The sequence below is a fragment of the Thomasclavelia saccharogumia DSM 17460 genome (genome assembly GCF_000686665.1).
GTDB lineage: Bacteria > Bacillota_I > Bacilli_A > Erysipelotrichales > Coprobacillaceae > Thomasclavelia > Thomasclavelia saccharogumia.
The window spans coordinates 1-25,586 of sequence record NZ_JMLH01000014.1 but is presented as its reverse complement, the minus strand read 5'-3'; the positions used below and the strand labels follow the sequence as shown (position 1 = coordinate 25,586).

General features: G+C 26.6%; 22 protein-coding genes, 1 pseudogene and 1 other annotated feature. Of the genes and pseudogenes, 19 read left to right on the top strand and 4 right to left on the bottom strand.

The genetic code is table 11. The features are described 5' to 3' along the window. From recR to metG, 9 genes and pseudogenes are all read left to right on the top strand, one after another. Positions 1–594, top strand: coding sequence for a recombination mediator RecR (gene recR, locus BR82_RS0104745; RefSeq protein WP_027089248.1), 594 nt, complete (start codon positions 1–3; stop codon positions 592–594). Between the two features lie 327 nt (positions 595–921). Then, positions 922–1,542, top strand: coding sequence for a dTMP kinase (gene tmk, locus BR82_RS0104735; protein WP_027089247.1), 621 nt, complete (start codon positions 922–924; stop codon positions 1,540–1,542). Then, complete coding sequence (locus tag BR82_RS0104730) at positions 1,539–2,480, top strand: hypothetical protein (protein WP_027089246.1); 942 nt, start codon at positions 1,539–1,541, stop codon at positions 2,478–2,480. The genes tmk and BR82_RS0104730 overlap by 4 nt, the downstream gene beginning before the upstream one ends. Positions 2,481–2,492: 12 nt before the next feature. Next, positions 2,493–3,305 (top strand): regulatory iron-sulfur-containing complex subunit RicT, encoded by an 813-nt coding sequence (ricT, locus tag BR82_RS0104725; protein WP_027089245.1) that lies wholly within the window; start codon positions 2,493–2,495, stop codon positions 3,303–3,305. 2 nt (positions 3,306–3,307) lie between these two features. Then, a complete protein-coding gene (locus BR82_RS0104720; protein ID WP_027089244.1) occupies positions 3,308–4,042 on the top strand; it encodes a tRNA1(Val) (adenine(37)-N6)-methyltransferase in 735 nt (244 codons plus the stop codon). Continuing rightward, the gene (gene rsmI, locus BR82_RS0104715; protein WP_027089243.1) at positions 4,035–4,889 is read left to right on the top strand and encodes a 16S rRNA (cytidine(1402)-2'-O)-methyltransferase; all 855 of its coding nucleotides are present in this window, start codon (positions 4,035–4,037) and stop codon (positions 4,887–4,889) included. The genes BR82_RS0104720 and rsmI overlap by 8 nt, the downstream gene beginning before the upstream one ends. Before the next feature lie 136 nt (positions 4,890–5,025). After that, positions 5,026–6,336 carry a polysaccharide deacetylase family protein gene (locus BR82_RS0104710; protein WP_027089242.1) on the top strand — a complete coding sequence of 437 codons (1,311 nt, stop codon included), beginning with the start codon at positions 5,026–5,028 and terminating at the stop codon, positions 6,334–6,336. A 326-nt stretch (positions 6,337–6,662) separates the two neighbouring features. Beyond that, the gene (locus BR82_RS0104705; protein WP_027089241.1) at positions 6,663–7,298 is read left to right on the top strand and encodes a GTP pyrophosphokinase; all 636 of its coding nucleotides are present in this window, start codon (positions 6,663–6,665) and stop codon (positions 7,296–7,298) included. A gap of 124 nt (positions 7,299–7,422) precedes the next feature. Then, positions 7,423–7,619 (top strand) — a binding site (T-box leader). A 3-nt stretch (positions 7,620–7,622) separates the two neighbouring features. Further along, a pseudogene (metG, locus tag BR82_RS0104700) lies at positions 7,623–9,578 on the top strand (methionine--tRNA ligase); the annotation flags it as partial. A gap of 352 nt (positions 9,579–9,930) precedes the next feature. Here the strand turns inward: metG and BR82_RS0104695 are convergent. Then, positions 9,931–10,527: an ECF transporter S component gene (locus BR82_RS0104695; protein WP_027089239.1), complete on the bottom strand. Its 597-nt coding sequence runs from the start codon at positions 10,525–10,527 to the stop codon at positions 9,931–9,933. A gap of 226 nt (positions 10,528–10,753) precedes the next feature. Here BR82_RS0104695 and BR82_RS0104690 point away from each other — a divergent pair, with 226 nt between their 5' ends. Beyond that, positions 10,754–11,395: a YggS family pyridoxal phosphate-dependent enzyme gene (locus BR82_RS0104690; RefSeq protein ID WP_027089238.1), complete on the top strand. Its 642-nt coding sequence runs from the start codon at positions 10,754–10,756 to the stop codon at positions 11,393–11,395. Between the two features lie 311 nt (positions 11,396–11,706). After that, entirely contained in the window at positions 11,707–12,453 is a 747-nt protein-coding gene (locus tag BR82_RS0104685) for a sporulation initiation factor Spo0A C-terminal domain-containing protein (RefSeq protein ID WP_027089237.1), read from the top strand. Between the two features lie 141 nt (positions 12,454–12,594). On the opposite strand, the gene spo0A is transcribed toward BR82_RS0104685, so the two are convergent. After that, a complete protein-coding gene (gene spo0A, locus BR82_RS0104680; protein ID WP_027089236.1) occupies positions 12,595–13,410 on the bottom strand; it encodes a sporulation transcription factor Spo0A in 816 nt (271 codons plus the stop codon). 652 nt (positions 13,411–14,062) lie between these two features. Between spo0A and BR82_RS0104675 the strand changes: the two genes are divergently transcribed. The 3 genes from BR82_RS0104675 to BR82_RS0104665 all read left to right on the top strand — a co-directional run bounded on the left by BR82_RS0104675 (position 14,063) and on the right by BR82_RS0104665 (position 18,809). Continuing rightward, the gene (locus tag BR82_RS0104675) at positions 14,063–15,559 is read left to right on the top strand and encodes an LCP family protein (protein WP_027089235.1); all 1,497 of its coding nucleotides are present in this window, start codon (positions 14,063–14,065) and stop codon (positions 15,557–15,559) included. Positions 15,560–15,654: 95 nt separating this feature from the next. Further along, positions 15,655–17,163 carry an LCP family protein gene (locus BR82_RS0104670; protein ID WP_027089234.1) on the top strand — a complete coding sequence of 503 codons (1,509 nt, stop codon included), beginning with the start codon at positions 15,655–15,657 and terminating at the stop codon, positions 17,161–17,163. A gap of 143 nt (positions 17,164–17,306) precedes the next feature. Further along, entirely contained in the window at positions 17,307–18,809 is a 1,503-nt protein-coding gene (locus tag BR82_RS0104665) for a L,D-transpeptidase (RefSeq protein WP_027089233.1), read from the top strand. A gap of 23 nt (positions 18,810–18,832) precedes the next feature. Here the strand turns inward: BR82_RS0104665 and BR82_RS0104660 are convergent, their stop codons facing one another. After that, complete coding sequence (locus BR82_RS0104660) at positions 18,833–19,687, bottom strand: YitT family protein (protein WP_027089232.1); 855 nt, start codon at positions 19,685–19,687, stop codon at positions 18,833–18,835. Positions 19,688–19,848: 161 nt separating this feature from the next. Between BR82_RS0104660 and rfbA the strand changes: the two genes are divergently transcribed. The 3 genes from rfbA to rfbB are packed head-to-tail and all read left to right on the top strand — an operon-like array spanning position 19,849 to position 22,345. Further along, positions 19,849–20,730, top strand: a complete 882-nt coding sequence (gene rfbA, locus BR82_RS0104655) for a glucose-1-phosphate thymidylyltransferase RfbA (protein ID WP_027089231.1) — start codon at positions 19,849–19,851, stop codon at positions 20,728–20,730. Positions 20,731–20,742: 12 nt separating this feature from the next. Continuing rightward, a complete protein-coding gene (rfbC, locus tag BR82_RS0104650; RefSeq protein WP_027089230.1) occupies positions 20,743–21,315 on the top strand; it encodes a dTDP-4-dehydrorhamnose 3,5-epimerase in 573 nt (190 codons plus the stop codon). A 4-nt stretch (positions 21,316–21,319) separates the two neighbouring features. Beyond that, entirely contained in the window at positions 21,320–22,345 is a 1,026-nt protein-coding gene (gene rfbB, locus BR82_RS0104645) for a dTDP-glucose 4,6-dehydratase (protein ID WP_024722448.1), read from the top strand. A gap of 43 nt (positions 22,346–22,388) precedes the next feature. Here rfbB and BR82_RS0104640 read toward each other — a convergent pair whose 3' ends face one another. Continuing rightward, positions 22,389–23,552: a MerR family transcriptional regulator gene (locus BR82_RS0104640; protein WP_027089229.1), complete on the bottom strand. Its 1,164-nt coding sequence runs from the start codon at positions 23,550–23,552 to the stop codon at positions 22,389–22,391. Positions 23,553–23,665: 113 nt separating this feature from the next. Between BR82_RS0104640 and BR82_RS0104635 the strand changes: the two genes are divergently transcribed. Together BR82_RS0104635 and BR82_RS15135 are read left to right on the top strand one after the other, a co-directional pair. Next, positions 23,666–24,487: a YhjD/YihY/BrkB family envelope integrity protein gene (locus tag BR82_RS0104635; protein WP_027089228.1), complete on the top strand. Its 822-nt coding sequence runs from the start codon at positions 23,666–23,668 to the stop codon at positions 24,485–24,487. A 30-nt stretch (positions 24,488–24,517) separates the two neighbouring features. Continuing rightward, positions 24,518–25,366, top strand: a complete 849-nt coding sequence (locus tag BR82_RS15135; protein WP_051592741.1) for an Ig domain-containing protein — start codon at positions 24,518–24,520, stop codon at positions 25,364–25,366. Positions 25,367–25,586: the final 220 nt, after the last annotated feature.

Below are 25,586 nucleotides of genomic sequence, written 5' to 3'. Positions count from 1 at the left end.
ATGAATTATCCAGAAGCATTTCAAGATTTAGTTGATTGTTTTAAACGTTTACCTGGTATTGGTAATAAAAGTGCAGAACGGTTAACTTATTATGTTTTATCAATGGAAAAAGAGTATGTTAATGACTTTTCAAAAGCAATAGGAAATATTCAAGATAAAATACATTATTGTAAAAAATGCGGGCATATATGTGAAGGCGAAATTTGTGATATATGTATGGATCCTAATCGGGATCAAAGTATTATTTGTGTTGTTGAAGAATCAAAAGATGTTTTTGCAATGGAAAAAATAAAAGAATACAATGGATTATATCATGTTTTACATGGAACAATGTCAATTATGGAAGGTAAAACTATAGATGATTTAAATATCGATTCTTTATTTGAACGATTAGATGATTCTATCAAAGAAGTAATTATTGCTACTAATCCTACACGAGATGGCGAAACGACGGCTTTATATTTAGCTAAATTACTTGCAAAAAGAAAAATAAATGCAAGTAGGATAGCTAATGGTTTACCTATTGGAAGTAATATTGATTATGCTGATGAATTAACATTATTAAAATCACTTGAAGGTAGAAAGAAAATATAAACACCTCATATAATTATTATAGAGGTGTTTTTATGCGAAAAATTATATTAGCCTTGTTTAAATCAATTATAATCTTATATATATTAAATATATTAACAAATAATTATTTTGCTTTTAATATTTTAAATATTTTTATTTTAGCTATGTTAGGGTATCCTGGAATTATAATTATATACTTTATAAGTTTATTATGAAATTTTTATAATAAATATTAAAATAATATATATTTTATTTTTTAAGTACTAATAGATGAATAAATTGTATCAAATTATGACATATGTTATAATTTATTATAGATTGCTTTGATAAAAAAGAAAGGAAGTAAAGATGAGAGGTAAGTTTATTACGTTGGAAGGACCAGATGGTAGTGGTAAAACTACTATTTCAAAAATAATATTTGAAAAATTGCAATCCGAAGGATATAAAGTATTATTAACACGTGAACCTGGTGGTATTGAAATAGCTGAACAGATAAGAAATATAATTTTAGATAAAAAAAATATTACGATGGATGCACGAACTGAAGCTTTATTGTATGCTGCCGCAAGAAGACAGCATTTAGTAGAAAAAATTAGTCCCGCTTTAGAGGCAGGATACATAGTTATTTGTGATCGATTTGTGGATAGTTCATTAGTCTATCAAGGAATTGGAAGAGGAATAGGAATAGATGAAGTATATCAGATAAATTTATTTGCAATTAGCAATATTGTACCTGATTTAACAATATTTTTTGATATATCTTATGAACAAGGCTTAGCAAGAATAAATAAGAATAATAGAGATATGGATAGGCTAGATTTGGAATCTGATGATTTTCATAAAAAGGTATATAATGGTTATTTAACTATTTGTAATAAATATCCAGACCGAATTATTAAAATTGATGCAAGTAAATCAATTGATGAAGTAGCAAGTCAAGCATTAAAAATAATTAGGAATAAGTTATGAAAGATTATTTAATAAAATATCAACCAGTTTTTTATCATCTAATCAATAATGAATTTTCACAAAATAGAATACCACATGCTTTTTTATTAGTTGGAAATAATACAGAAAAGCCTTTAAATTTTTTAGCAATGTCGATAATTTGTGATGAAACTTTAGCTTGTATGAAATGTAATGATTGTCGAAAAGTATTGGAAAATAAATATAGTGATATTATTAAATTAGATGGAAATATTGCTTCAATAAAAAAAAGCGATATTGAAAAAATTCAAGAAACATTTAAAAAATCTTCATTAGAAGGAAAAGCAAAGATATACATAATTGAAAATATCGAATATTCTACTAAAGAAGCGATGAATACTTTATTAAAAATATTGGAAGAACCTAATGAAGGAATTTATGCTTTATTTACAGCAAAAAATATTAATAGGGTTTTACCAACGATTATTTCGCGATGTCAAGTAATAGATATACAGCCGGATAGTAAAGAAAGTATTATAGAACAATTGATTAGTGATAATATTCCTAATGATGCTGCTAATGTGTTAGCTTTTTTAGCAGCTGATGTTAATGAAGCAAAAAAATTATATGATGATCGGTTTAATTATATGTATTTACAAGTAATAAATTTTATTGATGATTTATATTTTAAGCGTAATAATTTAATTATTAATACTCAGACTAATTTATTAAAAAAATATAAAGAGCGTGAGGATATTAAATTATTTTTGAATATGTTATTATTAGCAATGAAGGATGTGTTTCACGTGAAACATAATCAAAAAGTATTATATTCTGAAAATGTCAATTTATTTAAAAATATCAATGTTGAAGAAACTACATTAATAAAACAAATTGAATTAGTATTAGAGACTATTTATAATATAGAAAGTAATGCTAATATTGCATTATTAATGGATAGTTTTATGTATAGATTATAGAGAGGTGTTACTATGCAAAATCTTAGATTAGCAAGTGTAAAATTTAAAAGTGCAGGAAAAGTATATTATTTTTCTACGGATTTAGATTTAAAAAAAGGTGATTATGTAGTTGTGGAAACAGCTAGAGGACTGGAGTTAGGTGAAATATCGCAAGAATTAATGGAAATAGAAAAATTTAATCTTGATACAGAATTAAAACCAATTTTACGTCTAGCTGATCAAAAAGATGTAGAGGCATATAAAAAAAATTTAATTGATGCTCAGGAAGCTTTAATAACTTGTAGAGATATAGTGTCAAGATATGATGTAGATATGCAGTTAACTAATTGTGAATTTACTCTAGATAAAGCTAAAGTTATTTTTATGTATACATCTGATGATCGGGTAGATTTTAGAGAATTATTAAAAGAATTAGCAACAGTATTTAGATGTCGTATTGAACTTCGTCAAATTGGTCCTAGGGATAAAGCTAAAGTAATAGGTGGAATAGGAACATGTGGATTACCATTGTGCTGTACATCTTTATTTGGAGAATTTAATGGTGTATCTATAAATATGGCTAAAAATCAGATGCTGGCTATAAATATAGAAAAAATATCGGGTGCTTGTGGTAGATTAATGTGCTGTTTAAAGTATGAAGATGAAGTTTATACGATTGAAAAACAACGCTTTCCTAAAATTGGAAGCAGAGTGAAATATGAAGGTAAAGAAGTCAAGGTATTAGGTCTTAATGTAATTAATGATTTAGTTAAAATTGATAATAATGGTGCGATAATTTTTGTTGGGTTAAATGAAATTAATTTTAAACGTTTGGATAATAATTAAGTATGGATAATGAAGTAACTAATTATTTATTAGCTTTTAATCATATGAAGATAATCCAAAGAAAAGATATGTTTAACTTTTCTTTGGATACAGTATTATTAGCTAATTTTTGCACTATTACTAAAGATGTTAAGAAAATAGTTGATTTTGGCACTAATAATGCAGCAATTCCATTGCTTTTATCAACAAGAACTGATAAAAAAATTATAGGAATAGAAATACAGTTAGAAGCAGTTGAATTGGCAAAGAAGAATGTTATGCTCAATAACTTGAGTGAACAAATTGAAATAATCCATGATGATATAAGTGAATATGTAAAAAATTCTTCAAAAGTTGGACTTGTAATATGTAATCCACCTTTTTTTAAAGTAGATGAAGATAGTAATATAAATGAAAATGAATTTTTGAGCATTGCACGCCATGAAATAAAAATTGATTTAGAAGGAATTATTAAAAGTGCTGCAAAAATTTTAGATAATCGTGGTAAATTTGCAATGGTTCATCGTCCTGATAGAATGATTGAAATTTTAAATATTATGCAAAAATATGAGATAGAACCTAAAAGAATTAGATTTGTATATCCTAAATATGGTCGAGAAAGTCATATTTTATTAGTTGAAGGAATATATAAAGGAAAAAATGGATTAAAGATTGAACCACCATTATATGCTCATAACGAAGATGGCACTTATAGTAATGAAGTAAGAAAAATGTTTGGAGAAAAAATCGATGAATAGGCAAAAAAGTTTTGAAAATGGTCATCCGTGTTTATATCTCGTTGCAACACCAATAGGAAATTTAGAAGAAATTACATATCGAGCAATAAGAATTTTAAAAGAAGTAGATTATATTGGTGCTGAAGATACACGTAATACTGTTAAATTATTAAATTATTATAATATAAAGACAAAATTGATATCTCACCATGAACATAATATTATACACTCTATACCTAAAATAATTAATTTATTATTAGAGGGAAATAATATCGCATTAGTTAGTGATGCTGGATATCCTGCTATATCAGATCCTGGCTTTGAATTAGTAAAAGAAGCAATTGCAAATGAAATAAATGTTATTCCAATTAGTGGTGCAAATGCTTGTCTTGATGCTCTTGTTGTTTCTGGAATAGTTCCACAACCTTTTATATTTTATGGCTTTTTAGATCATCAGGATAAGAAAAAGAAAAAAGAATTGGAAAATTTGAAAAAGTATCAAGAAACTTTAGTTTTATATGAATCGCCACATCGAATTGCAAAAACATTAAAATTAATGTTAGAGATTTTTGGAGATCGCGAGATTGCTCTATGTAGAGAAATTACAAAAAAGCATGAAGAAATCATAAGAGGTAAAATAAGTGAAGTATTAAATATCATAGATGAATTAAAAGGTGAAATGGTAATTATTGTTTCTGGTAATATTAATGTTATAGAAGAGGATGTTTTTGAGCAAACTATCGTTGAACACGTCAATGAATATGTTGCTAAAGGAATGTCAGTTAAAGATTCAATAAAAGAAGTTGCTAAATTAAGGAAAATTAAGAAAAATGAAGTTTATGCAGCATATCATAAAAAAGACGAGTAAATCGTCTTTTTTAACTTTAATTTATATATTTAATGTTTCACATGAAACATTAAATATATAAATTTTATAAAAACAATTAATTTGATTTAATTCTACAAATAAAGTATTATATAAGAGATGAAAGGATGGAAAATGAATGAATTATAATTATATAAGAGAATTACATGAAAGAAAAATAAAATATATAATAATAATTTTACTGATAATTGCAATTATTATAGGTGGAATATTTTATTTTTATAATAAAGATAATATATATGATCAATTTAATCAATATAACGAAGATAACAAAAGTATAGGTGAAGTAAAACATTATAAAGATGAAAGTGAAAATTTATATGTATCTATGTATTATCCTGAAACAAAAAATAAAGAATTAAATAAGATAGTTAATGAATTTTATAAAAATTATCTAAAAGGACAAAAAGAAAATAAGAAAAGTAAAGATATTATATATATGGATTATTCAATTAATGAAGTATTTAATCAATATATTAATTTAAAATTAAAAATAAATCGATATGATGAAGATGTAAATGTAATTTCTACAACTAATAAGTTATTAACTTATGATTTAAAAAATGAAAAAGTTTTAACAGTTGAAGATTGTTTAAGAAATAATTATAAAAGTATATTATCTTCTAATATTAATGGAATCGAAGATATTGATTCAAGTAGTTCTAATATAGTTGTGGAAAATAAAAAATTACTTATTTATAGTGATGAAAAACTAAAAAATAAAGTTGAAATAAATTATGAGGAAAATAAAGATTTAATAAAACTAGCAAATAAAAATATTCCTTCTAATGCTCCATTAGATGTAGCTAAACCAGCAGATCAGCCACAGATGGATCCTAATAAAAAAATGATAGCAATAACTTTAGATGATGGACCACATAAAACCAATACTTTAAAAGTAATTGAATTATTTGAAAAATATAATGGACGAGCTACATTTTTCATGTTAGGGAAAAATGCTGAGTTATATCCAGATGTTGTAAAAACAGTATATGAACATGGATTTGAAATAGGAAGTCATTCTTGGGATCATCCTGATTTGAAAAAATTAGATCTAAATGGGATAAATGATCAAATTGTTAATACTCAAAATGCAATTTTTAAAATAACTGGATATGAACCTAAATTCATAAGGCCACCATTTGGATCAATCAATGATACAGTTAAAACTGCTATATCAAATAATGGAATGAAAATTGCATTATGGAATTTAGATACTGAAGATTGGAAATTGAAAGATGCTAACAAAATTAAAGATGTAATTGTAAATAAAGCATTTGATGGTGCGGTTATCTTAATACATGATATTCATAGTTTTACAGTAAATGGTTTAGAATTAGCATTAGAAGAATTAAATAATAGGGGATATCAATTTGTTACATTAGATACATTAGAGCAATATTTTGAATTAAAGAGCGTTATAAAATAGTTTTTTTAGATAATTAAAAATATATACTTATTATATTATTAAGAAAGGTCTATAAAGAGTTTATTACTCATTTAGATCTTTTTTTATTAATCAATAAGAAAAATTATATTAACAAATCTTTAAATCAACAAAAAACGAATTTAAAATTATAAAATATTATATAAATAAGTCTAAATATGTAAATTAAAAATGTTTTTTAACATAAATATCCATAATTTTGATGTATTAATGATAAAAATATTTAATATAATAATCTGTAGAATAAATTTAATTATATGAAAATTTTAATAAAAAGGAGGTACCGAATGTAACATTCGGTAAAAATAATGAATAAAGATATAATTAATATTAAACAAAATGAAATAGATTTTGAAACAATGATGCAACCATATAAAGCAGCAATAAAAATTGTAAAAACAAAATTGGAAATAATTGATGAAGAGCTTAAGTTAAATTATCAATACAGCCCTATTCATGCTATACAAAGTAGGATAAAATCATCAGTTAGTATATTAGAAAAATTAAAAAGAAAAGGATTGGAACAAAATTATCAAGGAATGTGCCAATTAAATGATATTGCCGGACTTAGAGTAATATGCAATTATATCAATGATATTCAATATATTGCTCAACTACTAGTTTTACAAGATGATGTTATTCAAATAAAACAGTCTAACTATATTCAATATCCTAAAAATAATGGTTATCGTAGTTTACATTTAATAATAAAAGTACCAGTATATCAACGAAATGGAATTATTTATATTCCTGTAGAAATACAGATTAGAACAATTGCTATGGATTGTTGGGCATCTTTAGAACATGAATTGGTTTATAAAGGAACTAAAAATGCAAATATTCAAATTCAAAGGAGATTAAAAAATTGTGCTGATATGATGGCAAAAACAGATATGGAAATGCAAAAAATATATTTGGAATTGAATCAAAATAGAAGTAATTAAATGTTTCACGTGAAACATTAACTATAAATTTTGAATAATTAATATAAAATAGTGAATAATAAGATTATTATCCTAATTAAATTTGATTTGACTTTAGAAGGATTGTTTGTTAAAGTTAATAGTGGGAAAAGCAAAGAAGGGAAAATGTTAAAGTAACACTTATAGAGACTTAGTGGGTGGTGAAAACTAAGAGTCAAGCTTTATGTGATGGTCCTGGAGCTGTTATCTTGAATAGTTAAAGATAACCGTGTAACTTGCGTTAAAAGTATTGAGTGACACATATGTGTAAAAAAGGTGGTACCGCGATAATTCGTCCTTTTGTAAGGACTTTTTTTATTTGAAAGGAGAATATTGATTATGAAAAATGAAAAAGATTATTATTTAACTACTGCTATAACATATACATCTGGTAAGCCTCATATTGGAAATACATATGAAATAATTTTAGCTGATGCAATAGCTAGATTTAAACGTCAAGAAGGATATAATGTCTATTTTCAAACTGGTACAGATGAACATGGAGAAAAAATAGAATTAAAAGCAAAGGAAGCTGGTATAGATCCTAAACAGTTCGTTGATGAAAAAGCTGCAGAAGTAAAAAGAATTTGGGACTTAATGGACACAACTTATGATCGTTTCATGAGAACAACGGACGAGTATCATAAACAACAAGTTCAAAAAATATTTAAAAAATTATATGATAAAGGTGATATATATTTAGGATATTATGAAGGTAAGTATTGTACTGCATGCGAGTCTTTTTTCACAGAGTCACAGCTTGTAGATGGTAACTGTCCAGATTGTGGTGGAAAAGTTAAGGAAGCGAAAGAAGAAGCTTATTTTTTTAAATTATCTAAATACTCAGAACGTTTAATAAATCACATCGAAACACATCCTGAATTTATCCAACCTGTATCAAGAAAAAATGAAATGATGAATAATTTTTTAAAACCAGGGTTACAAGATCTTTGTGTATCTAGAACATCATTTAGCTGGTCAATTCCTGTTGATTTTGATCCTAAGCATGTTGTTTATGTGTGGATAGATGCATTGACTAATTATATTACAGGATTAGGCTATGATGTAGATGGAAATCATGGAGAACTATATAATAAATTTTGGCCTGCTGATTTACATTTAATAGGTAAAGATATTGTACGTTTTCATACTATTTACTGGCCTATAATGTTGATGGCATTAGATATTCCTTTGCCTAAACAAGTGTTTGGACATCCATGGTTATTACAAGGAGAAAGCAAGATGTCTAAATCAAAGGGTAACGTTATCTATGCAGATGATTTAGTAGATATTTTTGGTGTAGATGCTGTAAGATATTATGTTTTACGAGAAATACCATTTGATAATGATGGAAGTATAACTTGGGATTTATTAATTGAAAGAATTAATTCAGATCTAGCAAATATATTAGGTAATTTAGTAAATAGAACAATTGCAATGTCTAATAAATATTTTAATGGTATTGTTAGTAATCCAGGTGTTAAGGAAGAGATAGATGATGAACTAATTAAAGTAGCATTAGAAATGCCTAAAAAAGTAATTGAAAAAATGGATAAATTTAAATCTTCTGATGCATTAGATGCAATTTTTACATTACTTCGAAGAACTAATAAATATATTGATGAAACAATGCCATGGGCATTAGCTAAGGAAGAAAGTAAAAGAGAACGTTTAGCAACAGTACTTTATAACTTAATTGAAAGTATTCGTTTTAGTGCTGTAGCTTTAATTCCCTTTATGCCTTCAACAGCAAATAAAATTCTTGATCAAATAAATACAGATCAAAGAAATTTATTGGATTTAAATAAATTTGGTTTGTATCAAGAGGGAACTAAAGTAATTGAAAAACCAGAAATGTTATTTGCACGTTTAGATCCAAAAGAAATAGAAAAGAAAATAGCAGCTTTACAACCAGAAAAAAAAGAAATAAAAAAAGATATCAATTTTATAACAATAGATGATTTTAAAAAGGTTGAATTGATTGTTGGTACAGTCATTGAATCTAAAAAACATCCTGAAGCAGATAAATTATTAGTTTCTAAAATAGATATTGGAAATGAAGTACGGCAAATTGTAAGTGGAATTGCTGAGCATTATTCACCAAATGAATTTGTAGGAAAAAAAGTTATTGTAGTATCAAATTTAAAACCTGCAAAAATTAGAGGCATTGAATCACAAGGAATGATCTTAGCTGGTAATAAAAAAGATTTGTTGGAAGTAATAAGTGTTAAAGATTTACCAAATGGGACAAAGATACATTAAGGATAAATGAAATAAAGAACAGTTACTAGCTGTTCTTTTATTATTATAAAAAAATGCAGCGTGTTATACATATAGTTTAGCATCAAAAATATAATAATCATAGTCAGTTAACTGCAAAAATAATGGGATAATAAAAATCTAATGCTAAAATATAATAAAGTAGAATAGTAGTAAAAGATGATATTTATTTTTTACTAGAAATAATAAAAAAAGCTTTAAATTAGCAGGTAAAAAATAAATTAAATGGTGGATGAATATGGAAAATTTAGTTTATTAATAGATAAAATAAAGACCCTTAAGGGTCTTTAGTAAACAAATTTATTAGTGTAATATTCTTCTAAAAAACATGATATTATTCTTTATATTTAGGCGCTAATTTTTTTAGAATATTATTTTTTATTAGTCTTGGTCTAATAATAATATAGATTGCTGAAGATAAAATAACAGTAATAATTGCATTCACTGAAGTTGTAATAGCATTCCAGCTAGCTAATGTAGCAGCAGCTGTTTCTGGAGCACCTAAAATTACAGAATTGTAGAAATATCCAAATAACGGTTCACCAATTACGTTGAAGAACATTCCTGCAATAGCAGAAACTATTACATAAATTAGTAATTTAGATTTACTTTTACAGTTATTAATTTTAAAAACACGATGGGCAACTATTCCAGTAATAATACCAATCAACATTTTTAAAATTATTGTTTTAGGAGCGTAAGTAATATACACAGGATCAAGAAGATCACCGATTCCCATGCCGATAGCTCCGGCTAATCCTCCAGGAACTCCTCCTAATAAAAGAGCTGCAAGAATACAAAATGTATTTCCTAAATGAAAAGATGTAGTTCCCCCTGGAGTAACAATTTTAATTTGAAGAAAAGTAAAAGATACATATGCTAGTGCAGCCATTAAACCTACAGTAGCAATTTTTAAAGTTTTATAATTCATATTTAAAATCCCCCTTACATTGAACATATTAACATTATACTGTATATTTTTAAATATACAGATTAGACAAAAATAAAAAGGACAGATTAGTTTGTGGTTTTTATCTTGTTTTACAATGATAATAAAAAAGTATAAATAAAATAAAAAAATTACTGTGATAAACGGATAATTAATGATAATATATAAATTAATAAAATAATAATTTAAGATATGAGGAGAAGCTAAAATGCATGTAAATGAGCAAGCAGTAAAAGAAATATTAGATAAATTAAATGGAGCAAAATTAGTTGCTGCAACGAAGTATGTCGGTATAGAAGAAATTTACAAGTTGGAACAATTAGGTGTTAAATATTTTGGAGAAAATAGAGTGCAGGCATTCTTAGAAAAATATGAAAATTATCATGGTGAATGTGAGTTTCATATGATAGGTACATTACAACCAAATAAAGTTAAATATATTATCGATAAGGTTACTATGATTCATTCAGTAGATAGCTATGCTTTAATTAAAGAAATCGAAAAGCAGGCAAAAAAACATGATTTAGTCATGAATATTTTGATACAAGTTAATATAGCAAAAGAAGAAAGTAAACATGGATTTGAGATTGAAGAAATTGATGAGGTATTTGATATATTAAATAATTATCCACATATAAATGTTAAAGGATTAATGATGATGGCACCCAATATTGAACCCGAAAAAACTAGAGTGTATTTTGAAAGGATGCAAAATTTATTAATGAAATTAAAAAATAAATATAAAAATTATTCTTTGACAGAGTTATCAATGGGAATGTCTAATGATTATCAGATAGCATTAGAATATGGTGCTACAATGATAAGAATAGGTAGTGCTTTATTCGAATAAATACCTATTATGGTCTATTGAAAATTGGCTAATAAAAGTATTGATTTTAGAGCAAAAATAAGATATTTTAGTTTATGGGGTAAAGTAAATAAGAGTATATTTTTAATTTTTTATTTATTTAAGGGATTTTCAAGTTTTATTTATTGGTAATTTTTGTGAAAACAATAATTTTATAGATAAACTTATTTATATATTTGGAGTATCAAAATTAATAGAACTTGAATAAAAAATATAATTTTATATTGAAACACTATAAAATAGGATAAAGTTAATGGGGAGGAGAAGTGTAATTCAACACTTAGTTATTAAAAATGAATGAGAAAGTACGTATCGTAATTTTAGAAGAAAATCATTTAATGAAAGAAAGTTTGATTAAAAAGATTAATAATAAAGGAACTTATGAAGTAATAGCTGCATTTGAAAATGGAATGCAATGTTTAAAATATTTGGCAGAGCATGAAGTTGATATTTTTATAATTGATTTATTATTAACAAATATTGATGGTGTTGGTATTATTAATCAGCTAAGAAAAGATAATCCTAAAGGATTTAAAAAATTAATATGTATCAGCGATTTTAATTCAGTAGTATTTGAAATGTTAGATGAATTAGCTATTGATTATTGTTTAAGAAAACCATTTAATTTAAATTACTTCATAGAAATATTAAATCGTATTACTAAAGATAGTTTTGTAGATGATAAAGAGCATTATAATGTAGTAATAAGGAATGAAATTAATAGAATTTTTGAAAATATAGGAGTACCACGCCATTTAAAAGGATACAATTATTTGGTAACAGGTATTAGTAATGTTTGTAATAATATTAATTTATTAGGTGAAATAACGAAAGAGTTGTATCCTAGTATTGCAAGGAATCATGCAACTACTGCTTCAAGAGTAGAACAAGCTATACGTCATGTCATCAAAGTAACTTGGTCAAATGGAGATCAGGAAGAATTACAAAATATTTTTGGTTTTAGAGCTAAAGAAAAATTATGTAATTCAGAGTTTATTTCTAAAATCGCTGATTTAATAATATCAAAGTATAATTACTAATTTTTATAAAAGTATCAATTTAGCAGTTTTATACTAATTAAGTTAAAACTGTTTTTTTATTTGAATAAAGATAAAAAGAAGAAATAATTTTATTGATAAGTTCAATAATTTCACTTCTTCTTTTCTTATTAAATTTAGATATTATAAGTAACTGTGACGACTAGCAGCCTTAGTTTGATGCTCTAAACGTAGCTTATCTGCAATCATAGCAATAAATTCAGAATTAGTTGGTTTAGATTTAGTAGCACTAACTGTATAGCCAAAGATATCATCAATTGCGTCAGTGTTACCACGATTCCAGGCAACTTCAATAGCATGACGAATAGCTCTTTCGACCCGAGAAGCAGTTGTACTATATTGACGAGCTATATCAGGATAAAGTACTTTAGTAACTTGACCTAATAATTCGATATTATAATAAGTTGATAGAATAGCTGTTCTTAAGTACATATAACCTTTAATATGTGCAGGTATACCAACTTCATGTAATATTTCTGTAATTTCATTTTCCAGTTTGATTTTTTTATATTTTTCAGACTCATCTTGAGTCATATCTTTAATATCTTCTAAAGTGATTTTCATTATTGAAGATAATGTGGATGTAAAATAAGTGATATCAAACGGCTGCTTAAAACAGTAACTAACATTTAATTTTTCTAATGTTTCACAAATTAGTGGGTTAGTAAAACTGGTAATACATACAACTTTATTATATGCACGGTTATTGATCTCTTTTAATTTATTTAAAACACCAATTCCATCGATATTAGTAAGCATTAAATCAATAATTAATAAGTCACAATTATTAGTTGATAAATAATTTAAACAAGTAGTAGCATTGTCGCTTGTACCAATTACTGTAAAGTTTGTTGTTTTAGTTAAGCTATCTTTGATGCTGTTTAATAAATCTTTATTTTCTTCTAAAATATAAACTGTGTATTTTTTTATGTCTGTCATCTTTGTATTCCCCTTTCGTTTTAGTGACAAAATTTATTATATTTATACAGTAACAAAGATAAAAGGCTTTATTTATAGAAAATTTGTAATTTAGAAAACTAGTGAATTAAATTTTTAATATATGCAAAGTATTCGTGTTTATTCGTGAATTTTTCACGAAATTTTAAAGATATTCACGATAGTTGTCGAATCTATAAATTTTATTAAAAAAACTGTAAAATAATATTTTTGATATTTAGATATAGCTAAATATAGAATTAAATAAATAATGTCTATATATGGATAAAAATATAATAATGAAATAATATTTTCAATAAATATTGTACGAAATCGCACCTACGGTACTCTTTCGTACAATAGGTGTGAAACTAACGTTTTCTTGCACGAAAATCTTGCGATTTCGTACAATCAAACTAATGCGTCCTTTGCATCGCATGTGCGAATATATGATATTCTCCATGCAAAGCACGCATTAGTTTCACACCTATTATAACTTAAATAGTTTAAATTTGTGTATTATAATTTAATTATCATAAATTTTTGATACAATTCTTACAAAAATCTTAAAATTCATTATAAATTCAACATAAATTTGTATTATAAAAAATAATATGGTATTATTTGAAAATAGAAGGGAAATTGAGGAGGCAATATGAAAGAAAATAAGTTTATAAAATTTATTACTTCTAAATATTTGATTTTAACAGTACAATTAATTGCAACTGCGATATTTATATATTTTATATTTAAATTAGATTTAGTTCCAGTAAAATATTTAGCTCCAGCTACAATTGTGCCGTGTTTGTTGATCATAATTTTCTTTTTTATTATGAGAAGTGGTCAAAAAAGACAGAAACAAGGATTACATAGTAAAAGATCGATCATAACAAAAATTATTAGTTTGATTATGAGTATTGTATTAATGATTGGTACGACATATATAATTAGAAGTAATAATTTTTTAGATAATGTGTCTGATGCTAAAACACAAAAATATCTAATTTCTGTAATTACAATGAAAAAGAGTGAAGCCAATAAATTAAGCGATTTAGATGGAAAAAAATTTGGTGTTTCATATCAGAATGATTCAACTACGATAGCTAAAGCTATATCAGATATGGAAGATGAAATTGGAGAACAGGAATCGACTAAATATGATGATTATTCAAGTCTTGCTGATGCATTATACAATGATGAAGTAGATGCAATAATTGTCGGACAAGAATATAAATCAATGTTAGAAGCTAATCATGAAAGTTTTGATGATGATACAAAGATTATAAAGTCTTATGAATACGATGCTAAACTAAGCGTTACTACAAAAAATACAGATGTAACAGAAAAACCATTTACAGTGTATGTAACAGGAATCGATACCTATGGAAGTGTTAATACAGTAGCAAGAAGTGATGTCAATTTAATAGTAACAGTTAATCCTAAATCAAAACAGATTTTAATGACCAGTATCCCTCGTGATTGTGAAATTGAATTAAATAAAAATGGAAAAATGGATAAATTAACACATACAGGAATTTATGGAACAAGTGAGACAATTAGTACTATTGAAGATTTTTTAGATGTACAGATAAATTATTTTGCGAGAACTAATTTTAGTGGAATGACAAATATTGTTGATGCTTTAGGTGGAATCACAGTAGAGTCTGATTACGAATTTAAAACGTTGCATGGTAATTATCAAATAGAAAAAGGAATAAATGAAATGGATGGTGACAAAGCATTATGCTTTGTAAGAGAAAGATATTCATTGCCAAATGGTGATTTTGATCGTGGTAGAAATCAACAAAAAGTATTAAAAGCAATGCTTGATAAAGCTATGTCACCTAAAATTATTACTAATTTTAATAACATTTTAAGTGCAATCGAAGGAAGTTTTGAAACTGATATGTCGAGTAAAGAAATTAGATCGTTACTTAATATGCAGTTAAATGATATGGCTGACTGGTCAGTATATAATGTCCAAGTTCAAGGTCAGGGGTATAAAACTACCAAAACATATTCAATGTGGGGAACAGAGGTTTACGTTATGAAACCTGATACGAAACAGGTTAAAAAAATCAAAAAACTTATTGATACTGTAGAACAAGGTGATGAAATCAATGAGAATGATATAGAAGGATTAGGAAACTAAAAGAGCTTCTTTATGAAGCTCTTTCTATATAAGCTAAATTTCTCTTTGATATGACATACTAGTATGTTAAGATAGGAGTGTTTATGGGGTGAAAAATGGTGAGAAAAAAAAAGAAAAAGAGTTTATTTTCTAAATTTACTTCTAAAGGAATAATATTAACTTTACAGTTAATCACATCAATAGTATTTCTAAGATATGTATATATACTTAAAATATTTCCATCTAAGTATTATTTTATAATTGTGATAGTGTTATTTTTGTTACTTTTGATTGAGATGATCTGGATAACTTCTGGTGCTAGAAAAAAACGTCGAACAGGAAAACGTTCAAGAGTCTTTTTTAGTAAATTAACGAGTGTTTTGTTGTCATTATTGTTTATTGTAGGAAGTATCTATGCGTCAATTGGAGATAATTTTATAAACAATATTACAAGTGCATTTATGCAAACTCGGATTATTGCTATATATGCAATGAAAGATAGTAATATAAAAAATGTTGATGATTTAAAAGGAAAGACTTTTGGAATTGAAAATAATAAGAGTATTTCTGAAATAACTAATGCACTTGCTCAAATTCAAGATAAAATTGACGAGACACCAGAAAAAAAGAATTATGATGATTATGCAGAACTGGCTGATGCATTATATGATGAAAAAGTTGATTGTATTATTGCTGATCAATCGTATTTAGGGGTATTAGAGACAAATCATGAAAGTTTTAGTGATGAAACTCGAGTAATTTATAAAATGGAAGTACAAGAAAAAATAGATGCTGTTACCACAAAGACAGATGTAACGGAAAATCCATTTATCGTATATATAACAGGAATCGATACATACGGATCAGTATCGACTATTTCAAGAGCAGATGTTAATTTAGTTGTTTGTGTTAATCCAATTGAAAAACAAGTATTGTTGGTTAGTGTTCCAAGAGATACGCAAGTTAATTTAAATAGAAATGGAAAAATGGATAAAATAACACATTCGGCAATGTATGGAATTAATGAAACAATCTTAACATTAGAAGATTTCTTGGATTTGAAAATAAATTATTATGCTAAAACAAATTTTAGCGGAATAACTAATATTATTGATGCTTTGGGGGGAGTTGAAGTCGAATCACCATATGAATTTACTACTTTACATGGCAATTATGAGATAAAAAAAGGAATAAATGAAATGGATGGTGACAAGGCTTTATGCTTTGTAAGAGAGCGGTATGCTTTACCAGGTGGCGATTTTGATCGTGGAAAAAATCAACAAAGATTGTTGATGGCAATGCTAAAAAAAGCTATATCACCTAAAATTATTACTAATTATAATAATATTTTAGCAGCTGTTGAAGGAAGTTTTGAAACGGATATGACAAGTGATGATATTAAATCTTTAGTAAATATGCAATTAGATGATATGGCAGATTGGGATATTTTTAATGTTCAAGTAACAGGAGAAGGTAAAATATCGTATGATACTTATTCTCAAAAGGGAAAGAAAACATATATTACTGTTCCTGATAAGAAAGTTTTAAATAAAATAATAAAAGTAATTGATAAAATTGAAGCTGGAGAAAAATTAACAGAAAGCGATGTTAAAGGATTAAATTAAAATATATGTAATTAAAGAAAAATGTAGTTTTTTGTTTTAAATAAGTGAATTAATTGATTCGATTATTTTTTGTGATATAATGTCATAAAATAATTGTTGATAAAATTAGAATGATTTAAAGAGGAGTATGTTATTCAAATATCATGAAAAGAAAGAGAAGAAGAGTAAGAAAAAGAATAAAGGTAATTGGTGCTATTTTATTAGGATATGTATTGTTGTATTTTGGAATAACGATATATTATCAAAATAAGTGGTATCCTAATACAGCGATAAATAATATCGATGTTTCTAATATGACTTATGAGGAATCAAAAGAGATATTTGAAAAAGCTATCAAAAACTATTCTTTAGAGATTATTGGTAAAGATGAAGCATCATTTGAAATTAAAGGAACTGATATTGATTTGTCAGTAACTTATGATAAAAATCTTAAAAAGGATTTTACTGATCATAAAGATAGTAGAGGGATTTTTGGTATATTTTCAAATCATGATCATAATATTGATTTGAAAGTATCATACGATAAGTCTAAACTAGAACAGATAATTAATGAATCTGTATTGGTTGCTGGAAATGAGACATATCAAATAAAAGAGTCAGTAAAACCGCATGTTGAGTATGATGAGAAAACGAAAAGTGGAAAGATAATTGAAGGCGTAGATGGAAACGAATTAAATTTAGAAAATTTTAGTTCGTTGATAAAAAAATCAATCAACAAAATTAGCACTAAAATTGATTTAAATGATGAAAAAAGTTATCCTAATATTTATATAACAGCTTCAAATAGTATTGATGAAAAGGACTTAAAAAAGCAGCTTGAAATATATAATAATTATTTATTAAATTGGATTACTTGGGATATGGGTGAAGGTGTAAAAGAAACTATAACACCTGATGATATAAAAGATTGGATTACGATCAATGACGATGGTAAAGTCAATTTTGATAAAGACGCTATGAGTGAATGGATTGAAGAGTTTTGTTTAAAATATAAAACAGTTGGGAAAAAACGTAATTTTACGACTCATTCAGGTCAAGTTATTGAATTATCTGGTGGTGATTATGGCTGGCGATTAGATTATGATGAAATTGTTGACCAGGCTTATGAAGAAATTACTAAAGAGACAGATAGTAAATTAATAGATGCCTATATAAAAGATAAAAGTAAAGAGAATATAAAAGCTCTAACAACGGAATTAGAACCAATTTATAGCAATAAGGGTTATAAAAAAGATTATGAAAATTTTGAAAATGATTGGGATACACAAAATTATAGTGAAGTTGATCTAACTGAACAAAAGGTTTATGTATATCGAGATGGACAGCTTGTTCATTCATGTATATGTGTAACGGGTAAACCACCAACAGAGGATCGAATTACGCGTACTGGAATTTGGTATGTTAAAGAGAAAATGCCAGAAAAACTATTAGTTGGAGAAGATTATCAAACTCCTTCGAAGTTTTGGGTTCGTATCATGTGGACGGGAACTGGATATCATTATCTTGAAAGAAGCGACTGGGATAAATGGTCACCAACCCTATATTTAACGAAAGGTTCTCATGGATGTATAAACCTTCAATATGAAGATGCTCAAAAAGTATATGAATTAGTTAGAACTGGTGACCCAGTATTTATTCATTATTAAAAAATAAAACCTAAATATGGGTTTTATTTTTTTTCGTATTTTTTTTCAGTAGTAAAGCCTTTACCTCTAACTTCATTAACTTTATTGATAATCATAAAAGCATCAGGATCAATATCATAAACATAATTATTTAAATGTGCTAATTCACGATTACTTACAACCGTTAAAACAATTGGATATTTGTTGTGTTTATAACCTGTTTCTCCATGAATTAAAGTTGAACCACGATCTAATTTATTAATAATCATTTCATTTATTTCAGAAAATTTGGAACTGACGATCTTTATTTGCATTTGAGCTTTACCAATAACGAGAACTTTATCTAAGACAATTGTATAGATAAGAACTAATAAAATTCCATAAAAAACCATTTCACGATCACGAATAATCATCTGACTTAATAGAATTAAAAAATCAAAACCATACATACTAATGGATATAGGAATACCTAATTTTTTATTTAATATCAATGGCGGAATATCCATACCTCCAGTACTAGCCCCACAACGTATGACGATACCAATTGCTAATCCAATCATTAGACCAGCCAAAATTACACATAATAAAGTATCTGTACTCATAACTTCATTTTTAAAAATATTTTCTAATATACCTAAAATAAATGGATAATAAAACGAGCTAATCAAAGTAGTTAAAGCAAATTTTTTCCCTAATATTTTCCATCCTAATAAAAACATAGTGACATTAAAAATTGAAACAAAAACAGTAATAGGAATATTAAGGGTCGAATTTAAAAAAATAGCCATACCAGTTGTTCCACCAGTAATTAAATTATTTGGCAGGATAAACATTGTTACGCCTAAAGCGTAAATTGTATTACCAATCAAGATTCCAATAATATTTTTTATATCTTTCATATCTTCACTCTTTCTTTATTTTATGATTTAAAATATTTTATCTTATAAATATTTTTGATTCAATACAATTAATTGAAATTATCATAAAAATATTAATATTTACTTGACTATAACGTTACGTAAGGGTTTAATATTAATATGAAAAATAAGGAGGCTTAAAAATGAAAGGCATTGTATTAGCTGGAGGATCTGGAACAAGACTATATCCTCTTACACAAGTAACAAGTAAACAATTATTACCTATTTATGACAAACCGATGATTTATTATCCTTTAAGTATATTAATGGAGGCAGGAATCAAAGAAATCTTAATTATTTCTACTCCTGATGATACTCCAAGATTTGAAGAATTGTTAGGTGATGGTAGTCAGTTTGGAATTTCACTTCAATATAAAGTTCAACCTTCTCCTGATGGTTTAGCACAAGCGTTTATTATTGGTGAAGAATTTATTGATGGTGAAGCATGTGCTATGGTACTAGGTGATAATATTTTTCATGGTCATGGGTTAGGGAAACGCTTAAGAGCTGCAGCTAATAAGTATAGTGGTGCAACTGTATTTGGATATTACGTGGACGATCCAGAAAGATTTGGTGTTGTTGAGTTTGATGAAAATGGAAAAGCTGTTTCTTTAGAAGAAAAACCAGCTAATCCTAAATCAAATTATGCTGTAACTGGTTTATATTTTTATGATAAAAATGTTGTTGAGTATGCAAAAAGTATTAAACCAAGTGCTCGTGGTGAATTAGAAATTACAGATTTAAATAAAATTTATTTAGATAAGGGAACTTTAGATGTAACATTATTAGGACAAGGGTTTACATGGTTAGATACTGGAACACATGAAAGCTTAGTTGATGCAACTAATTTTGTTAAAACTGTAGAAACTCATCAAAATCGTAAAATTGCATGTTTAGAAGAAATAGCTTATAATAATGGCTGGATTTCTAAAGACCAATTAAATACATCTTATGAATTATATAAGAAAAATCAATATGGTAAATATTTAAAAGATGTATTAGATGGTAAGTTCATAGATCAATAAGGAGTAATGATAATGAAAAAAATTGAAACTAAAATACCTGGTGTAATTATTATTGAAACTGATGTATTTGGTGATCATCGTGGCTACTTTACAGAAACTTATTCTAAACCAAAATATCAACAATTAGGAATTGATGTTGATTTTGTCCAAGATAATATGTCTTTTAGTGCTCAAAAAGGTACTTTAAGAGGTTTACATTGGCAAAATCCCCCTTATGCTCAATCAAAACTGGTTTCTTGTACTAAGGGAAAAGTTATTGATGTTGCGGTAGATATTCGTAAAGGTAGTCCAACTTATGGAAAATGGGTATCTGTAGAATTAAGCGAAGAGAATCATCGCCAATTTTTCATTCCCCAAGGATTTGCACATGGATTTTTAACTTTGACAGAAAATGTTGAATTTAGATACAAAGTAGATAATGTTTATAATAAAGAATCAGAGGGTGGAATGCGTTATGATGACCCTACAGCCAATGTTAATTGGGGAGAATTATTAAATGGAATTGAACCAGTTTTGAGTGAAAAAGATATGACTGGTCCGACACTAGAAGAATCAAATAACCAATTTGTATATGAAGGAGAATAATTAAATGAAAATATTAGTAACAGGTGGAGCAGGATTTATTGGTGGAAACTTTGTTCATTATATGGTTGAAAATCATCCTGAAGATATGATCGTTAATTTAGATTTATTAACTTATGCTGGAAACTTAGAAACTTGTAAACCAGTTGAAGGAAAACCAAATTATAAATTTGTAAAAGGTGATATTGCAGATCGTGAATTTATCTTCAAATTATTTGCAGATGAAAAATTTGATATTGTTGTTAATTTTGCAGCAGAATCTCATGTGGATAGAAGTATCACTGATCCTGAAATCTTTGTTAAAACAAATGTTATGGGAACAACTACTTTATTAGATGCAGCTAAAGAATTTGGTGTAAAAAGATATCATCAAGTATCTACTGATGAAGTATATGGCGATTTACCTTTAGATCGACCAGATTTATTCTTTACAGAAACAACACCATTACATACATCAAGTCCTTACAGTTCTTCAAAAGCTTCTGCAGACTTATTTGTTTTAGCATATCATCGTACTTATGGTCTACCAGTGACTATTTCTAGATGTTCTAATAACTATGGTCCTTATCATTTCCCAGAAAAGCTTATTCCATTAATGATTTCAAGAGCTTTAGCTGACGAAGAATTACCAGTATATGGTAAAGGTGATAATGTACGTGACTGGTTACATGTATATGATCATTGTGTAGCAATTGATTTAATTATTAGAAATGGTCGTGTTGGCGAAGTCTACAATGTTGGTGGTCATAATGAAAGAACAAATTTAGAAGTCGTTAAAACAATTTTAAAAGCTTTAGATAAACCGGAAACATTAATTAAATTTGTTGAAGATCGTAAAGGTCATGATCGTAGATATGCTATTGATCCAACTAAATTAGAAACAGAGCTTGGATGGAAACCTAAATATAATTTTGATACTGGAATTCAACAAACTATCCAATGGTATTTAGATAATAAAGAATGGTGGCAAAATATTCTTTCTGGTGAATATCAAAATTATTTTGAAAAAATGTATGCTGGAAAAGTAAAATAATTAAATAAAACAAAAATAAAACTAGAAGTAATAATTTCTAGTTTTATTTTGTGCAAATAAATAATCCAGAATCTTTAGTAATCCTAATGCCATTTGTTTTCTTTATTAAATCTTCTATATAAATTTTAAATTCTTTTAAACGATTACCAAGAAATTCATTTTGATTACCATGACAACTAAGAATATAATCTATTAAAGGCTGTGCTTCTGTAATTAATAAACAATCATTATATTTTTTTAGTTCTATAAAACTAAAATATTTAGATAATATTTTTTGTCCATTTTCTAATCCAAAACGCTCTGGTAAAGAATCAGCAGATAAACAGATTCGATTATCAAAGTTTTTAACAATAAAACTAATTTCCTGCATATGTTTTTTACTATAAGTACTACAATAAAAAGTACCTGTCTTTTTTAAAACCCTTGTCACTTCATTTAAACTTTGTTTAAGATCTTTTAAATAAAATAATGTATGATTAGCAATGATCGTATCAAAATAGTTGTTTTTAAAAGGAATATTATGACAATCAACAACTAGATAATTGTAATCATTTCCAAGACGTTGTTTAGCTTCTTCAATCATTCCTGCTGAATTATCAGATAAAAAGATTTCTCGATTACGCAAATTATAGGTATTATAATTCCATAATTTTCCATTACCACATCCAATTTCTAATAAACGATAAACAGTTGAAAAATCAATTTGTTCAAATAGCCAGGGAAACCAGCCTTGTTTGTTAATTGAAAATTGGTCATGTAGTTTAATTCTAGTTTCAAGATTTTTAGCATTAATATAATGATTGATGATATTTTGATTAACTGATGATAATTTAATTAATTCAATGATTTTATCCCAGGCAATATTATTTTTATTTAGTAGTTTTTCAGTTGTTTTTAACGATTCTTTTAAATTAGAAAGTTTTTGTATTTTTTGATCAATGAGAGTAGTTTGTAATTGAATAGATTTTTTAAAACTATCTTTATCATCATCTTGAATCAAAGGATAGATTTCTTCTAAAGAAAAGCCTAGTTCTTTTAATGAAAGTATTTTTTGAAGTGTTATAAGATCGTTATTACAATAACGACGATAACCATTTTTAAGGATCATTGTTGGTTTTAATAAGCCAATTTTGTCATAATATCTAATTGTTCTTATGGTGACACCGGCCATTTTAGCAAATTCACCTGTTGAATATAATTTTTCCATGTCCATATTATAAAATATTTACATAAAAAAAGATAGTTATTACCCAGGAAATTATTTGCATTTTGTTCTTTCTAAGATATACTTTAATTAAAGGCTATCAGGGAGAATATTTTATGAAAGAGTTAATAATAAAAATTTATAATAAAATAAATAATCGTATTTTAGATTATCGCTATAAGGTAAATAAAAATGCAGGAATATGCTTTGCATATTATTTAATAATGTCTATTATTCCAATTTGTTCTTTATGTGCTTTTTTAGCATCAATATTTAATATTGATTTAACAGCATTTGAAAGAATGTTAGAAAATTATTTAACACCAGAGTTTTCAGATATAATAATATCATCTTTAAAATCTAATAATATAACTTTATCATCAATGGTTGTTATTTGTACTTCATTATTTGTAGTCAGTAGAGGAATCAACCAACTTTATGGAATTTCAAAAAATTTATTTCCATCAGATCATCAAAGAAATTTTATTGTTGAACAAATTATTATGTTATTAAAAACAATTGCAGTATTTGTATTACTATTATTAATTATTTCTTTATTGACATTTATACCAGTAATCAATGCATTCATCGATTTAAGTAAATTTGTTATTTTTGAAGATTTGTATTTATTTTTTATGTTCTTCATTATTTTGTTTTTGCTGTATGAAATTATTCCTGATGTTCATGTTCATATTTTAGATGTTATTATAGGAGCTGCGTGTGCAAGTTTATTATTATTGATTCTTTTATCAGGATTAGAATTTTATTTTAGTATAGCAGATTATACAAATGTGTATGGGCCACTAGCTTCAATCGTTGTTATTATGATTTCTTTTACATTAATTGCAGAAATGATATATATTGGAATGTATGTAATGTTTGAAGCACATATGAAAAGGTTAATAGATCAGATTAAAAGAGAAAATAATTTATTTTAGATTATAATTTATATAGGGGAGAGAGTTAAAATGGAAATTATAAAAAAATTTATGGTGATAATGTTAATAGCAGGTTTAGTAATCAATAATTATAGTTTATCAATATATGCAGCTGAAGAAGATGATCAATTATCGATAGTATATCAAACGCATATTCAAGACATTGGCTGGCAAAATAGTAAAAAAGATGGGAAATTATCAGGTACAACAGGCCAGTCAAAGAGAATAGAAGCAATTAGAATAAATATTATTAATGATACAGAATATACAGGAAGTGTACAATATCGAAGTCATATTCAAGATCTTGGCTGGCAGAGTTGGCAAAGTAATGGTGCAATATCAGGAACAAGTGGACAATCAAAAAGATTGGAAGCTATTGAAATAAAGTTAACTGGTCAAATAGCTAATTACTATGATATTTATTATCGAGTACATGTCCAGGAATTTGGCTGGTTAGATTGGGCCAAGAATGGAGAATCAGCAGGAACAGCGGGATATAGTTATCGTTTAGAAGCAATAGAAATAAGGCTGGTAGAAAAAGAAGGAGAAGCACCAGGAAAAACAGAAAGACCATTTGTACAGCATTACGTAAGTTATAGTAGTCATATTCAAGATATCGGCTGGCAAATAAAAAAATTTGATGGAGAAGTATCGGGAACAACTGGTCAATCAAAAAGAATCGAAGGAATAACAATAGCATTAGAAAATCCGCTTTATCCAGGATCGATAGAATATCGAAGCCATGTTCAAGATAACGGCTGGCAGGACTGGCAAAGTGATGGTGCAACTTCAGGAACAGTAGGACAATCAAAGAGATTGGAAGCAATCCAGCAACGGCGAGTAAATTTTTTTCTAGCTAAAAAGTATGATAAAATATAGATGACAGGGAGAGTATGGAATCATGCTCTCTTTATTTTTTCTAATAAAATCAAAAAAAGGGTGAAAGACTATGAAAAAGACAAGAAAAGAAAAAAGAATTTCAGAAAGCAGTTTTGGAAGTTTTAAAGAACTTATCAAAATCATCAGACATTATTTTCCTGATTTCAATAAGCAGTTATCACTGATTGATGATCCAAGACATCAAAGTTATATCACCTAT

Coding starts and splice junctions, on each gene's coding strand:
- recR (WP_027089248.1), top strand. CDS start 1: ATGAATTATCCAGAAGCATTTCAAGATTTAGTTGATTGTTTTAAACGT.
- tmk (WP_027089247.1), top strand. CDS start 922: ATGAGAGGTAAGTTTATTACGTTGGAAGGACCAGATGGTAGTGGTAAA.
- BR82_RS0104730 (WP_027089246.1), top strand. CDS start 1,539: ATGAAAGATTATTTAATAAAATATCAACCAGTTTTTTATCATCTAATC.
- ricT (WP_027089245.1), top strand. CDS start 2,493: ATGCAAAATCTTAGATTAGCAAGTGTAAAATTTAAAAGTGCAGGAAAA.
- BR82_RS0104720 (WP_027089244.1), top strand. CDS start 3,308: ATGGATAATGAAGTAACTAATTATTTATTAGCTTTTAATCATATGAAG.
- rsmI (WP_027089243.1), top strand. CDS start 4,035: ATGAATAGGCAAAAAAGTTTTGAAAATGGTCATCCGTGTTTATATCTC.
- BR82_RS0104710 (WP_027089242.1), top strand. CDS start 5,026: ATGAATTATAATTATATAAGAGAATTACATGAAAGAAAAATAAAATAT.
- BR82_RS0104705 (WP_027089241.1), top strand. CDS start 6,663: ATGAATAAAGATATAATTAATATTAAACAAAATGAAATAGATTTTGAA.
- BR82_RS0104695 (WP_027089239.1), bottom strand. CDS start 10,527: ATGAATTATAAAACTTTAAAAATTGCTACTGTAGGTTTAATGGCTGCA.
- BR82_RS0104690 (WP_027089238.1), top strand. CDS start 10,754: ATGCATGTAAATGAGCAAGCAGTAAAAGAAATATTAGATAAATTAAAT.
- BR82_RS0104685 (WP_027089237.1), top strand. CDS start 11,707: ATGAATGAGAAAGTACGTATCGTAATTTTAGAAGAAAATCATTTAATG.
- spo0A (WP_027089236.1), bottom strand. CDS start 13,410: ATGACAGACATAAAAAAATACACAGTTTATATTTTAGAAGAAAATAAA.
- BR82_RS0104675 (WP_027089235.1), top strand. CDS start 14,063: ATGAAAGAAAATAAGTTTATAAAATTTATTACTTCTAAATATTTGATT.
- BR82_RS0104670 (WP_027089234.1), top strand. CDS start 15,655: ATGGTGAGAAAAAAAAAGAAAAAGAGTTTATTTTCTAAATTTACTTCT.
- BR82_RS0104665 (WP_027089233.1), top strand. CDS start 17,307: ATGAAAAGAAAGAGAAGAAGAGTAAGAAAAAGAATAAAGGTAATTGGT.
- BR82_RS0104660 (WP_027089232.1), bottom strand. CDS start 19,687: ATGAAAGATATAAAAAATATTATTGGAATCTTGATTGGTAATACAATT.
- rfbA (WP_027089231.1), top strand. CDS start 19,849: ATGAAAGGCATTGTATTAGCTGGAGGATCTGGAACAAGACTATATCCT.
- rfbC (WP_027089230.1), top strand. CDS start 20,743: ATGAAAAAAATTGAAACTAAAATACCTGGTGTAATTATTATTGAAACT.
- rfbB (WP_024722448.1), top strand. CDS start 21,320: ATGAAAATATTAGTAACAGGTGGAGCAGGATTTATTGGTGGAAACTTT.
- BR82_RS0104640 (WP_027089229.1), bottom strand. CDS start 23,552: ATGGAAAAATTATATTCAACAGGTGAATTTGCTAAAATGGCCGGTGTC.
- BR82_RS0104635 (WP_027089228.1), top strand. CDS start 23,666: ATGAAAGAGTTAATAATAAAAATTTATAATAAAATAAATAATCGTATT.
- BR82_RS15135 (WP_051592741.1), top strand. CDS start 24,518: ATGGAAATTATAAAAAAATTTATGGTGATAATGTTAATAGCAGGTTTA.